The sequence below is a fragment of the Caballeronia sp. ATUFL_F2_KS9A genome (assembly GCF_023630765.1).
Classification (GTDB): domain Bacteria; phylum Pseudomonadota; class Gammaproteobacteria; order Burkholderiales; family Burkholderiaceae; genus Caballeronia; species Caballeronia zhejiangensis.
This window is the reverse complement of sequence record NZ_JALQEK010000001.1, coordinates 393,089-406,086: the sequence shown is the minus strand read 5'-3', so window position 1 is coordinate 406,086 and position 12,998 is coordinate 393,089. Positions and strand designations below refer to the sequence as shown.

The 12,998-nt window shown below is 63.4% G+C and carries 11 protein-coding genes and 1 tRNA gene; 6 read left to right on the top strand and 6 right to left on the bottom strand.

From position 1 onward, the window contains the following. Window positions 1-75: 75 nt before the first annotated feature. The 6 genes from NCS67_RS01935 to recA all read right to left on the bottom strand — a co-directional run bounded on the left by NCS67_RS01935 (window position 76) and on the right by recA (window position 5,933). Window positions 76-786 carry a TerC family protein gene (locus NCS67_RS01935; protein WP_008351349.1) on the bottom strand — a complete coding sequence of 237 codons (711 nt, stop codon included), beginning with the start codon at window positions 784-786 and terminating at the stop codon, window positions 76-78. Between the two features lie 108 nt (window positions 787-894). Then, window positions 895-1,776 carry a succinate--CoA ligase subunit alpha gene (gene sucD / locus NCS67_RS01930; protein ID WP_008351350.1) on the bottom strand — a complete coding sequence of 294 codons (882 nt, stop codon included), beginning with the start codon at window positions 1,774-1,776 and terminating at the stop codon, window positions 895-897. 96 nt (window positions 1,777-1,872) lie between these two features. After that, the gene (sucC, locus tag NCS67_RS01925; protein ID WP_008351353.1) at window positions 1,873-3,039 is read right to left on the bottom strand and encodes an ADP-forming succinate--CoA ligase subunit beta; all 1,167 of its coding nucleotides are present in this window, start codon (window positions 3,037-3,039) and stop codon (window positions 1,873-1,875) included. A 105-nt stretch (window positions 3,040-3,144) separates the two neighbouring features. Further along, on the bottom strand, window positions 3,145-3,783 hold the full coding sequence (locus tag NCS67_RS01920) for a DUF2889 domain-containing protein (RefSeq protein WP_034470713.1): 639 nt from the start codon (window positions 3,781-3,783) through the stop codon (window positions 3,145-3,147). Between the two features lie 112 nt (window positions 3,784-3,895). Further along, window positions 3,896-4,843 (bottom strand): recombination regulator RecX, encoded by a 948-nt coding sequence (gene recX / locus NCS67_RS01915; RefSeq protein ID WP_250433788.1) that lies wholly within the window; start codon window positions 4,841-4,843, stop codon window positions 3,896-3,898. A 19-nt stretch (window positions 4,844-4,862) separates the two neighbouring features. Next, window positions 4,863-5,933 carry a recombinase RecA gene (gene recA, locus NCS67_RS01910; protein ID WP_008351360.1) on the bottom strand — a complete coding sequence of 357 codons (1,071 nt, stop codon included), beginning with the start codon at window positions 5,931-5,933 and terminating at the stop codon, window positions 4,863-4,865. A 282-nt stretch (window positions 5,934-6,215) separates the two neighbouring features. On the opposite strand from recA, the gene NCS67_RS01905 reads away from it, so the two are divergent. The 6 genes from NCS67_RS01905 to NCS67_RS01880 all read left to right on the top strand — a co-directional run bounded on the left by NCS67_RS01905 (window position 6,216) and on the right by NCS67_RS01880 (window position 12,997). Beyond that, window positions 6,216-6,944, top strand: coding sequence for a response regulator transcription factor (locus NCS67_RS01905; protein WP_250433786.1), 729 nt, complete (start codon window positions 6,216-6,218; stop codon window positions 6,942-6,944). A 5-nt stretch (window positions 6,945-6,949) separates the two neighbouring features. Further along, window positions 6,950-8,521, top strand: a complete 1,572-nt coding sequence (locus tag NCS67_RS01900; RefSeq protein WP_008351363.1) for a sensor histidine kinase — start codon at window positions 6,950-6,952, stop codon at window positions 8,519-8,521. Window positions 8,522-8,754: 233 nt separating this feature from the next. Beyond that, a complete protein-coding gene (locus tag NCS67_RS01895) occupies window positions 8,755-10,413 on the top strand; it encodes an MFS transporter (protein ID WP_008351365.1) in 1,659 nt (552 codons plus the stop codon). Window positions 10,414-10,501: 88 nt separating this feature from the next. Further along, window positions 10,502-10,578, top strand: a tRNA-Met gene (locus tag NCS67_RS01890). A 119-nt stretch (window positions 10,579-10,697) separates the two neighbouring features. Continuing rightward, the gene (locus NCS67_RS01885) at window positions 10,698-11,558 is read left to right on the top strand and encodes a MurR/RpiR family transcriptional regulator (protein WP_175979834.1); all 861 of its coding nucleotides are present in this window, start codon (window positions 10,698-10,700) and stop codon (window positions 11,556-11,558) included. Between the two features lie 107 nt (window positions 11,559-11,665). Further along, entirely contained in the window at window positions 11,666-12,997 is a 1,332-nt protein-coding gene (locus NCS67_RS01880; protein WP_250433775.1) for an aspartate aminotransferase family protein, read from the top strand. The last annotated feature ends 1 nt before the right edge of the window (window position 12,998 follow it).

The window sequence follows — 12,998 nt, the reverse complement described above, 5'->3', positions numbered from 1 at the left end:
GCAATGCGGTCAGGACGCTTCGATCGTATTCAGGGAGCCGCTCCGGCGGCAGTCAGCCGAACGGCCTAGGAGAAATCAACCCGCCGCGCGATTGCCGTCGGCGAGCGCGCGCCGCTTGAGCAGCCAGCCCAACGCGACGACAAGCAACGCGCCCGCCAGACGCGCCGCATATCCGACGAGTTCGGTATTGAGCGCGGGCCATCGGTCGATGAACGGATCGTCGATGATGAGGCCGCCCGCGATCCAGCCGAGCAGACCCGCGCCGAGCAGCACGACGGCGGGCAAGCGGTCGAGCAGCTTCAGCACCAGCGTGCTGCCCCAGACGATAAGCGGAATGCTCACGACCAGGCCGAAGATCACCAGCGTGAGCCTATGACGCGGATCGGCGGCTTCGGCCGCGCCCGCGATCGCGATGACGTTGTCGAGGCTCATGACGGCATCGGCGACGATGATCGTCTTCACCGCCGCCCACAGCCGGTCGGATGCGTCGATCTGATGATCGTCGTGGTCCGGCTGCATCAGCTTTACGCCGATCCACAGCAGCAGCAAGCCACCGAGAAACTTGAGAAACGGAATGTCGAGAAGAAAGACCGCGAACGCGATGAGCACGACGCGCAGGATGATTGCGCCGAGCGTGCCGAACACGATGCCGCGCGTGCGCTGCCGATCCGGCAGATTGCGGCAGGCGAGCGCGATCACGACGGCGTTGTCGCCGCCGAGCAGAATGTCGATCACGATGATCTGAACGACCGCGCCCCAATGGAGCGTCGAAAAGAATTCAAGCATGAGGCTGAAATGAAAAAAGCGAGGAAGCAGCGCTCCCTCGCTTTTCAATGGCTTTTACGAAAGGAATCAGTAAGAGTACCAAACCCTCGCGTAATTTGCCTGCTTCGATCAGAGAACCGACTTCAGCAGACGTGCCATCTCCGACGGATTCTTCGTGACCTTGATGCCGCACGCGTCCATGATTTCGAGCTTGGCGTCAGCCGTGTCCGCACCGCCCGAGATCAGCGCGCCTGCGTGGCCCATGCGCTTGCCCGGAGGCGCCGTCACGCCCGCGATGAAGCCGACGACCGGCTTCTTCATGTTGTCCTTGATCCAGTAAGCGGCGTTCGCTTCGTCCGGACCGCCGATCTCGCCGATCATGATGACGGCGTCCGTTTCCGGATCGTCGTTGAACATCTTCATCACGTCGATGTGCTTCAGACCGTTGATCGGATCGCCGCCGATACCGACCGCCGACGACTGGCCGAGGCCCAGCGCCGTCAACTGGCCGACCGCTTCATACGTCAGCGTGCCCGAACGCGACACGACGCCGATGCGGCCCTTCTTGTGGATGTGACCCGGCATGATGCCGATCTTCAGCTCGTCCGGCGTGATCGTGCCGGGGCAGTTCGGTCCGAGCAGCAGCGTCTTGCGATTTTCGCGGCGCATGCGGTCCTTGATTTCGAGCATGTCGCGAACCGGAATGCCTTCCGTGATGCAGATCGCGAGATCGAGATCGGCCTCGACGGCTTCCCAGATCGCGGCGGCAGCGCCCGCGGGCGGCACGTAGATGACCGAAACGGTCGCGCCGGTTTCGGCCTTCGCTTCCTTCACGGACGCGTAGATGGGAATGCCTTCGAAGTCTTCGCCGGCCTTCTTCGGGTTCACGCCCGCGACGTACGCTTCGCGGCCGTTCGCGTATTCGCGGCAGGCGCGCGTGTGGAACTGGCCGGTCTTGCCGGTGATGCCCTGCGTGATGACCTTCGTGTCTTTGTTGATCAGAATCGACATGTAGTGACCTCTGTTCGTTTGGCGTCGCCATGCAAAAGCCAGGCGCCGCCATTCGTATCTGGTGGAACGCTCTCTTAAGGCAACAAGCGAACGCGCTTACTTGCCTTCGGCCGCCGCGACGACCTTCTGCGCGGCTTCTTCCATGCTGTCCGCCGAGATGATCGGCAGGCCCGAGTCGGCCAGCATCTTCTTGCCGAGGTCTTCGTTCGTGCCCTTCATGCGCACGACGAGCGGCACCTTCAGGTCCACGGCCTTCGACGCAGCGATCACGCCTTCGGCGATCACGTCGCAACGCATGATGCCGCCGAAGATGTTCACGAGGATCGCCTTCAGGTTCGGGTTCTTCAGCATCAGCTTGAACGCTTCGGTCACTTTCTCGGTCGTCGCACCGCCGCCGACGTCGAGGAAGTTCGCCGGCTCGCCGCCGAACAGCTTGATGGTGTCCATCGTGGCCATCGCGAGGCCTGCGCCGTTCACGAGACAGCCGATGTTGCCGTCGAGCGAGATGTATGCGAGGTCGAACTTCGACGCTTCGACTTCAGCCGGATCTTCTTCGTCCAGATCGCGGTACGCGACGATTTCCGGATGACGGAACAGCGCGTTCGAATCGAAGTTGAACTTGGCGTCGAGCGCGATGACCTTGCCTTCGCCGGTCACGATCAGCGGGTTGATTTCCGCGAGCGATGCGTCGGTTTCGAAGAACGCCTTGTACAGGCCTTGCAGGATCGCGCGCGCTTGCGGGATCGATGCATCGGGAATGCCGATCTTGCGTGCGAGATCATCGGCGTCCGCGTCTTGCAGACCGGTCGACGGCTCGACGGCGAACTTGTGCAGCAGTTCCGGCGTCTTTTCCGCGACTTCTTCGATGTCCATGCCGCCTTCGCTCGACGCCATCACGACGATCTTCTGCGAAACGCGGTCGAGCACGAGGCCGACGTACAGTTCCTTCTTGATGTCCGCGCCTTCTTCGATCAGCAGGCGATTGACCTTCTGGCCTTCGGGGCCGGTCTGGTGCGTGACGAGCTGCATGCCGAGGATCTGGTTCGCGTATTCGCGGACCTGTTCGATCGACTTCGCGACCTTCACGCCGCCGCCCTTACCGCGGCCGCCGGCGTGAATCTGCGCCTTGACGACCCAAACCGGGCCGCCCAGCTCTTCCGCGGCCTTGACCGCATCATCCACCGAGAACACGGGTTTGCCGCGCGGGACCGCGACGCCGAATTTCCGCAGGATTTCCTTACCCTGGTACTCGTGAATCTTCATGCGTGATTCCTTCAGTCTGAGAGTTGGAGTGAACTTCTGTTTGCTTGAACCGCTGATTCTTTTCTTGTTTGAATTCCGTGCGTGAGCGCGAGCGCTGCTTGCGCGCTACGAGGCGGACTTTGTCTCCGGCCTGTCTTGCACCGTTGTTCCGGATCTGGATGGTTCGCCGGGCGCGTGGCCGAACCAGCGCGGGTAGTGTTCCCTGACCGCGGGTCCGTCGAAACGCAGCGCGTGGCATCGGCCGAGCTGAAACGGCGGCTCGTCGCGCTGCGCGTTGGCGTCGGCTTGCTTGAATGGATTGCCGTCCTCGATCTTCCAGACGTCGCCCGCGAATGCCTGAATGGCTGCGGTCGGCAAGACCCCGCACAACTCGGTGAGATGCGTGCAGCCGGCAGTGCCGCGCAGCAGCGTGTTGGCTTCGCGGCGAAAATTCTGGAGGAGATTGAGTCCGATGAGCTTGCGATAGACCGCATTGGACTCGGCGCACAAACCGCCATACGGCGCCCAGTCGGACGACGCTTCGACGTCGACGATGCTGAGTGTGCGATCGATGGTGATGCGCAGCCAGAGTTCATGGATCGGCAGGCCGTGCGGCCGGACGCCCGTCGCGAGCTGGAAGTCGCGCGGCTTCTCATCGGTTAGACAGGCTTCGATATCCCACAGGCCGTCGTCGCGTTCGAACGCTTCCACTCGAATCGCGCGGCTATGACGCAATTGTCGGGGAGCGGGAGGCGAGAGAGGCATGCTGGAGTGAGCCGGTACGGGGAAAACCGTGGAATTTTAGCATATCGGGTATTTCGAGCCGGGCATGTGCCTGACGAATGGAACGCGCGTGCGGATCAAGCCGAACGGGCGCTCAGTCGTCGACGATTTCCTCGCTCCAATCTTCGTCACCGCCCTTCAATATCTTGCCGATCGTACCGCTCGAAAAACCGCGCGCAGCCAGAAAGCGCGCCTGCTTGGCGCGCTCGGCGGGCGTCTCCGGCGGCACGCCGTATTTCTTTTCCCACACCGCCCTGGCGCGCGCGGTTTCGGACTGCGCGAGCTTGTCGGCGGTTTCGCTGATGAGCGTTTCGCCGACGGCATGCCGCTTCAGCTCGCTGATGATCCTGCTGCCGCCCATGCGCGACGCCCGCCGATGCACGACGCTCTCGACGAAGCGCTCGTTCGACAGCCAGCCATCGCGCTCGAGACTGTCCAACAGGGATTCGAGCGGAGCGGCTTCTTCGACGTACGGACGCAGCTTGCGCGACAACTCCGCGCGGCTGTACTCGCGACGCGACAGGAACGCGAGCGCGCGGCCCTTCAACGAGCGTTGCGGACGTTTGGGATTGTTGACTTCGTTTGCCGATGTCTTGCGGGTGCGCTGGCTGGAGCGGCTATAAACCGTTTCGCCGGAAACGGCTGGCGATGGCTCGGAAGGCACGCATTGTTCGAAGGGCTCGAATGGATCGGCGTCTTCGAATGGGTCCGGCGGGTTAGCGGACGGCGGGCTGCGATCGGCGGCAGGCGCCTTCGGCTGCGCTGTCGCCTGCTTCAGTAAGGCGCGAGCTTGTTCCAGGCGGGCCGCGCGATCATTCGCGTCTACGCTGCTTTCATCCCTTTTAACAGGCTCGAAAACGCGACGCGCCGACGCGAATGACTTCGCGCCGGCGCGTTCCTTGTTGCTGCGCCTGAAGCCGCCTGACTTCGACGATGCACCGCGCCGCTCGCTGCTTCGCTCGTAGCGATCGACGGAATCGGAATCGTCGCCGGTTCCGTTATCCGCCGGGTCTGCCTTGGATCCGAGCCGGCGCGTCTGCATCTTCCTTCAGGCTCGATGCTTACTCGTCGTCGGCCGCTGCGGCGCTTGCGACGACAGCTTCGCCCAATGCAGCGACGCCCAGCGATTCGCGTATCTTGTTCTCGATCTCGCGCGCGATGTCCGGATTTTCGCGCAGGAATTCCCGCGCGTTGTCCTTGCCCTGACCGATGCGATCGCCGTTGTAGCTGTACCAGGCCCCCGCCTTGTCGACCAGCTTCGCCTGCACGCCCAGATCGATGATTTCACCCTGACGCGAAATGCCTTCGCCATAAAGAATGTCGAAGATGGCTTCGCGGAACGGCGGCGACACCTTGTTCTTCACAACCTTCACGCGCGTCTCGTTGCCGATGACTTCGTCGTTCTTCTTGATCGAACCGATACGGCGGATATCCAGACGCACCGACGAGTAGAACTTGAGCGCGTTGCCGCCCGTGGTGGTTTCCGGGTTGCCGAACATCACGCCGATCTTCATGCGGATCTGGTTGATGAAGATGACGAGGCAGTTCGTGCGCTTGATCGTGCCGGTGAGCTTGCGCAGCGCCTGCGACATCAGACGCGCTTGCAGACCCGGCAGCGAGTCGCCCATTTCGCCTTCGATTTCCGCCTTCGGCACGAGCGCCGCGACCGAGTCGATCACGATCATGTCGATGGAGCCGGAGCGCACCAGCGCGTCCGCGATTTCGAGCGCCTGCTCGCCCGTGTCCGGCTGCGAGATCAGCAGTTCGGGCACGTTCACGCCGAGCTTGCCGGCGTACTGCACGTCGAGCGCGTGTTCCGCGTCGATGAACGCCGCCGTGCCGCCGAGCTTCTGCATCTCCGCGATCACCTGCAGCGTGAGCGTGGTTTTACCCGACGACTCCGGACCGTAGATTTCCACGACACGACCGCGCGGCAAGCCGCCGACGCCGAGCGCGATGTCCAGCCCGAGCGAACCGGTGGAAACCACTTGAATGTCTTCGACCGCCTCACCTGCGCCGAGCCGCATGATCGACCCTTTGCCGAATTGCTTTTCGATCTGCGAGAGCGCGGCGGCCAGGGCCTTGCTCTTCTCCGCAGTCATGCCAGCCGGGCCTTTCTTGCTTTCTTCCATGAATCGTCCTTTGCTATGATGAACGGCGTCTGAGGCAGTGTTCACGGGGTTTTTCGCCGCTCGATCGAGCATACGAAACCGCCCTTCCCACTCACGCAGACACTGTATAAAAAAACAGTAGTTTTTGCAAGCCTGTCGCGGCGTGGCGCAGCTTTTTTTCCACGTCGCCCAAGCACGCAAGAACCACGAACACCTGGAGACCGCCGCGCCGGGCGACACACGGTGCCGGCAATGCCGATGCGCTTCATCGCGCATGCATGGCGTACAAAGGCGCACACGACGATGCGAATCCTCATTGCCGAAGACGACAGCATACTCGCGGACGGGCTCGTCCGATCACTCCGCCAATCGGGATACGCCGTCGACCATGTGAAGCATGGCGTCGAAGCGGACACCGCCCTTTCCCTGCAAACTTTCGACCTGCTGATCCTCGATCTCGGCCTGCCCCTGATGCCCGGTCTCGAGGTGCTGCGCCGCCTGCGCGCGCGCAATTCGCAGATGCCCGTGCTGATCCTCACCGCCGCCGATTCCGTCGACGAGCGCGTGAAAGGTCTCGATCTCGGCGCGGACGATTACATGGCGAAGCCCTTCGCGCTCAACGAACTCGAAGCGCGCGTCCGTGCGCTCACGCGCCGCGGCGCGGGCGGCGGTCCGACCGTCGTCCGGCACGGCTCGCTCACCTTCGATCAGATCGGGCGCATTGCGACCATCGGCGATCAGGTCATCGATCTTTCGGCGCGCGAACTCGGCGTGCTCGAAGTGCTGCTGCAGCGAACCGGCCGGCTCGTATCGAAGGAGCAGCTCGTCAATCACCTGTGCGAGTGGGGCGAGGAAGTCAGCAATAACGCGATCGAGGTCTACGTGCATCGGCTACGGAAGAAGATCGAGCCGAGCGGCGCGAAGATCATCACGGTACGCGGTCTCGGTTACACGCTGGAGAAAGCGGCCGCCACGACGAACGGCGCGGGCGGGCCGCACGCCGGCGAGTCCGCCAGCCATCACTATAAGTAGGCCGCATGGCGTCGCCCGTTTCCCACGAAACTCAGCGAAACGCACAAGCGAACGACGACTCCGACGCGCTGCGCGACGCGCGCTACGCGAATCCGTTCGCGCCGCCCGACGAGCTCGAGCCCGACGCCGAAACGCATCCACGCTCGCTCTTCGGCGAGATTCTCGACTGGATGCTCGCGCCGCTGCTGCTGCTCTGGCCGATGAGCATCGCGGTGACGTATCTGGTCGCGAAATCGATCGCGAACGGGCCGTTCGACCGCGCGCTCGAAGCCGACGCCTACGTGCTCGCGCGACAGATTCAGCCGGTAAACGGCGTCGCGGAACTCCGTCTGCCCGACGCGACGCGCGATTTCCTGCGCGCCGATAACGTCGACAGCGTGTTTTTCCAGGTGCTCGGCACGCGCGGCGAACTCGTCGGCGGCGATCGCGACATGCCCTTGCCGCACGACGACGATCGTCCGCAGCCGGGCATCGTCGAGTTTCGCGACGATGTGCTGCGCGGCAACGATATCCGCGTCGCATACACGACGGTCGATCTGCCCGGCCTCGCGCCCGGGCGCGATCCGCACAGCGCGCAGCCGGTGCTCGTGCAGGTTGCGGAGACGCTCGACAAGCGCAGCCAGCTCGCCAACGACATCATCAAGGGCGTGATCCTGCCGCAGTTCGTGATCCTGCCGCTCGCGATCATCCTCGTATGGTTCGGGCTTTCGCGCGGGCTCGCGCCGCTGCACGCGCTGCAGTCGAACATCCGCGCGCGCCGCCCCGACGATCTCTCGCCGCTGCAGGCCGGCAGCGCGCCGCCGGAGATCGCGCCGCTCGTCGCGTCGTTCAACGACCTGCTCACGCGCCTCGAACAGAACATGGAGTTCCAGAAGCGCTTCATCGCCGATGCCGCGCATCAGATGAAAACGCCGCTCGCGGGCCTGCGCATGCAGGCGGAACTCGCGATGCGCCAGGACGTCTCGACGGAAGTGCAGCGCTCGCTAGAGCAGATCGCGATGAGTTCCGAGCATGCCGCGCGTCTCGTCACGCAATTGCTCGCGCTCGCGCGCGCCGAGAATCGCGCGACGGGGCAGATATTCACGCGCATCGTCCTGACCGATCTCGCGCGGCTCGCGGTGCGCGACTGGGTTCAGGCGGCGCTCGCGAAACGCATGGATCTCGGTTATGAGGAGCCGCCGTTTGCGGTCGAAGTGGAAGGCAATGTCGTGATGCTGCGCGAGATGCTGTCGAACCTGATCGACAACGCGATCCGCTACACGCCGGCGGGCGGGCGCATCACCGTACGCGTGCGGACCGACGACGACGATCTCGATCTCGTGCATCTGGAAGTGGAAGACACGGGACTCGGCATTCCGGCGGCGGAACGCGAGCGCGTGGTCGAGCGCTTCTATCGCATTCTCGGGCGCGACGGCGACGGCAGCGGACTCGGTCTTGCCATCGTCAAGGAGATCGCGGCGATGCACGGCGGCGCGCTCGCCATCGAGGATCACGTGTATCAGGACAGCCCGCGACTCGCCGGAACGCTTGTCCGCGTCAGTCTTCAGCGGGTTTTTCCTGCCCGGGACAAACCCTGAGCGCGAGCGCGGCAGATTCGCATTTGGCGCGCACGAAGCACGAGCATAGACGAATTTAGACGATCGTTCGCAACACATATGCGCGGCTTCGGCGCAAATCGTCGTTTCGGACGTCACTCGCGTCCGGACGCGCCGCGTCAGAACGCCGTAAGTTTTCGTTCCAATAATCCTTTGCACCGGGAGCCGCCTTATCGCGGACCGATGTAATCGAAAATCAGAACAGGAGACGATGCATGGCTACGGTCGAAGGGCGCGTGTCACACGCACCGATGACGGCGGAGGAGAAGAAGGTCATCTTCGCTTCGTCGCTCGGCACGGTGTTCGAATGGTATGACTTCTATCTGGCGGGCTCGCTCGCCGTCTATATCAGCAAGACCTTCTTCTCGGGCGTCAATCCGACGGCCGGCTTCATCTTCACCTTGCTGGGCTTCGCGGCGGGCTTCGCGGTGCGTCCGTTCGGCGCGATCGTGTTCGGGCGGCTCGGCGACATGGTCGGGCGCAAGTACACGTTCCTCGTGACGATCGTCATCATGGGTCTGTCGACGTTCCTGATCGGCTTCCTGCCGGGATACGCGACCATAGGCATCGCGGCGCCGATCATCTTCATCGCAATGCGGTTGTTGCAAGGCCTCGCGCTCGGCGGCGAATACGGCGGCGCGGCGACGTATGTCGCGGAACATGCGCCGTCGAACAAGCGCGGCGCGTGGACGGCGTGGATCCAGACCACGGCGACGCTCGGCCTCTTCATCTCGCTGATCGTGATTCTCGCGGTCCGCACGATCATGGGCGAAGAGCAGTTCGGCGCTTGGGGCTGGCGCATTCCGTTCCTCGTATCGATCCTGCTGCTCGCGATCTCGGTGTGGATTCGGATGAAACTGCATGAATCGCCGGTGTTCGAGCGCATCAAGGCGGAAGGCAAGACCTCGAAGGCGCCGCTCAAGGAAGCGTTCGGCGAGTGGAAGAACCTGAAGATCGTGCTGCTCGCGCTCTTCGGTCTGACGGCGGGACAGGCGGTCGTGTGGTACACGGGCCAGTTCTACTCGCTCTTCTTCCTCACGCAGACGCTCAAGGTCGATGGCACCAGCGCGAACATCATGGTCGCGGTGGCGCTGCTGATCGGTACGCCATTCTTCGTGTTCTTCGGGTCGCTGTCGGATCGTATCGGCCGCAAGCCGATCATCATGGCGGGCTGCCTGATTGCCGCGCTCTCCTTCTTCCCGCTCTTCAAGGCGCTCGCGCACTACACGAATCCGACGCTCGAAGCCGCGACGCAGAAGTCGCCGATCGTCGTCATCGCCGATCCGGGCGAGTGCTCGTTCCAGTTCAATCCGGTGGGCACGGCGAAGTTCACGAGCTCGTGCGATATCGCGAAGAGCGCGCTGTCGAAGGCCGGTCTCAACTATGAGAACGTGGCGGCGCCGGCGGGCACGCAGGCGCAGATCAAGGTCGGCGAAACGGTGGTGAACACGTACGACGGCAAGGCCGCCGACGCGAAGACGCAAGGCGCGGCGTTCGACAAGACGCTCGCCGGCACGCTGAAGAGCGCGGGTTATCCGGCAAAGGCCGATCCGGCGCTGATCAACTGGCCGATGGCGATCGTGGTGCTGACGATCCTCGTGATCTTCGTGACGATGGTCTACGGCCCGATCGCGGCGATGCTGGTCGAGATGTTCCCGGCGCGCATCCGCTATACGTCGATGTCGCTGCCGTATCACATCGGCAATGGCTGGTTCGGCGGCTTCCTGCCGGCGACCGCGTTCGCGATCGTCGCCGCGAAGGGCGATATCTACTCGGGCTTGTGGTATCCGATCGTGATCGCGTTGATCACCTTCGTGATCGGCATGCTGTTCGTGAAGGACACGCGCAAGTCGAATGTCTATCACGAGGATTAATCGACGGGCTTCTGCGCGATTTGTTAAATAAATCGCGCAGAAGGGGTTGACACCCGCTTCGACGCTCGCCATAATCTCGTCTTCTTTCGGCGAATTAGCTCAGTCGGTTAGAGCGACGGAATCATAATCCGCAGGTCCGGGGTTCGAGTCCCTGATTCGCCACCAGCTTCAAGAAAAAGCCGCTGTTCCACAAGGACAGCGGCTTTTTTGTTTTCTGCGCGCGACCGCTCTCCACGTCGCGCTCATGCTTAAATAGCGCGTCCGCTTCCTCAAGCATCCAGAACGTGCCCACCTTCGACCAACTCGCGGCGACGATCCGCGACCGCTTCCCCGATCTGAGCCCGCAATTCCAGGCCGGCGCCGCCTTCCTTCTCGACTATCCCGACGAAGTCGCCGTCCTCTCGATGCGCAAGGTCGCCGAGCGCGCCAAGGTCCAGCCCGCCGCGATGGTCCGTCTCTCCCAGCAACTCGGCTTCCCCGGCTGGAACGAGTTGCGCGAAATTTTCGTGAGCCGCGTACGCACGCGCCCCGAACCGCTGACGACGCGCGCCCGTTCGCTCGTCAAAGGCGGCGCCGACAATCACCTGAGCCGCGATCTCGCACACGCGCAATCGCACAATCTCGAACTCACGCTCGCGCAAAACGCGCAGAGCGTCGTCGATACGGCGAAGACGCTCAAGAAAGCGCCGCATGTGCACGTCGCGGGCTTTCGGTCGTGCTATCCCGTCGCGTTCGGCCTGCTTTATGGATATCGCCTGTTTCGGCCGTCGGTGAGTTTGATCAGCGGCGAAGCGGGCACGCTCGAAATGCAACTGCGCGGCATCGAGAAAAAGCACGCGGTGGTCGTCGTCAGCTTTGCGCCGTATTCCGTCGAAGCCGTGCGCGTCGCGCAGGCGGCGATCGAGCGCGGCGCGAAACTCATCACGCTCACTGACAGCGCCGTGTCGCCCATCGCGCTGAACGCCGATCACACGCTGATCTTCGCGCACGAATCGCCGTCGTTCTTTCCGTCGCTCGTCGCGGCGTCGGCGCTGGCGGAGATGCTCGTCGCGCATCTGCTCGCGCTCGAAGGCAAGGACGCCGTCGCCCATCTCGAACAGGCCGAAGCCGCGCTGCACGCGCACGGCGCCTACGCGGCGAGCTAATCGACAGACCGTTGCGTCACACGCGGAATTGACAACATATGTTGTTATCACGCTAGAATGCCACATCGCGTGTTGCACGCGCATTCCGCATTCGAAAGGCAGGCACCATGACCACGGTATTTCATCGCGCGCCGCGCGCCACGCTTCCGGTCGCCGTCCGCGGCGACGGCATCGAGATCGTCGATTCGACCGGCAAACGCTACATCGATGCATGCGGCGGCGCAGCCGTCTCGTGTCTCGGACACAGCCATCCGCGCGTGATCGAAGCCATCCAGCGGCAAGTGCAGCAGTTGCCGTACGCGCACACGTCGTTCTTCACGACCGAGCCCGCCGAAGAACTCGCCGACCGGCTCATCGATGCCGCGCCGAAAAATCTCGGCCACGTCTATTTCGTGTCCGGCGGCTCCGAAGCGATGGAAGCCGCGCTCAAGCTCGCGCGCCAGTATTTCGTCGAGAAAGGCGAACCCGCGCGCCGGCATTTCATCGCGCGCCGGCAGAGCTATCACGGCAACACGCTCGGCGCGCTCGCGATCGGCGGCAACGCGTGGCGGCGCGAGCCCTTCCTGCCGATGCTGATCGAAGCGCATCACGTCACGCCCTGCTTCGCGTATCGCGAACAGCGGGCGGGCGAAACCGACGAAGCCTTCGCGCAACGTCTCGCCGATGAACTTGAAGCGAAGATTCTCGAACTCGGAGCCGAATCGGTGGCGGCGTTCGTCGCGGAAACGGTCGTCGGCGCGACGGCGGGCGCGGTGCCGCCTGTGCGCGAATACTTCCGCAAGATCCGCGCGGTCTGCGACAAATACGGCGTGCTGCTGATCCTCGACGAAGTGATGTCGGGCATGGGCCGCACCGGTCATCTGTTCGCGTGCGAGGAAGACGGCGTGTCGCCCGATATTCTCGCGATCGCGAAGGGTCTCGGCGCGGGCTATCAGCCGATCGGCGCGACGCTCGTCAGCAACGCGATCTTCGATACGATCGTCGGCGGCTCGGGCTTCTTTCAGCACGGCCACACGTATATCGGTCACGCGACGGCGTGCGCCGCGGCGCTCGAAGTGCAGAAAGTCATCGCCGAAGACAAACTGCTCGACAACGTGAGGGCGCGCGGCGAACAACTGCGCGCGTTGCTGCGCGAGCGGCATGCGGATCATCCGTTCATCGGCGATGTGCGCGGCCGCGGCCTGTTCACCGGCGTCGAACTGGTTCAGGATCGCGCGGGCAAGATGCCGTTCGATCCGAAGCACAGGCTGCACGCGGTCATCAAGAGCGAGGCGATGAAGCGCGGCCTCATGGTGTATCCGATGGGCGGCACCGTCGACGGCCGCATCGGCGATCACGTACTCATCGCGCCGCCGTTCATCACGACGAGCGCGCAAATCGAGACGATCGTCGAGCGGCTCTCCGATGCAATCGATGGCGCGCTTTCTGTCATCCAGTGAG

Coding starts and splice junctions, on each gene's coding strand:
- recX (WP_250433788.1), bottom strand. CDS start 4,843: ATGCAGACGCGCCGGCTCGGATCCAAGGCAGACCCGGCGGATAACGGA.
- NCS67_RS01895 (WP_008351365.1), top strand. CDS start 8,755: ATGGCTACGGTCGAAGGGCGCGTGTCACACGCACCGATGACGGCGGAG.
- NCS67_RS01900 (WP_008351363.1), top strand. CDS start 6,950: ATGGCGTCGCCCGTTTCCCACGAAACTCAGCGAAACGCACAAGCGAAC.
- NCS67_RS01920 (WP_034470713.1), bottom strand. CDS start 3,783: ATGCCTCTCTCGCCTCCCGCTCCCCGACAATTGCGTCATAGCCGCGCG.
- sucD (WP_008351350.1), bottom strand. CDS start 1,776: ATGTCGATTCTGATCAACAAAGACACGAAGGTCATCACGCAGGGCATC.
- sucC (WP_008351353.1), bottom strand. CDS start 3,039: ATGAAGATTCACGAGTACCAGGGTAAGGAAATCCTGCGGAAATTCGGC.
- NCS67_RS01935 (WP_008351349.1), bottom strand. CDS start 786: ATGCTTGAATTCTTTTCGACGCTCCATTGGGGCGCGGTCGTTCAGATC.
- recA (WP_008351360.1), bottom strand. CDS start 5,933: ATGGAAGAAAGCAAGAAAGGCCCGGCTGGCATGACTGCGGAGAAGAGC.
- NCS67_RS01880 (WP_250433775.1), top strand. CDS start 11,666: ATGACCACGGTATTTCATCGCGCGCCGCGCGCCACGCTTCCGGTCGCC.
- NCS67_RS01905 (WP_250433786.1), top strand. CDS start 6,216: ATGCGAATCCTCATTGCCGAAGACGACAGCATACTCGCGGACGGGCTC.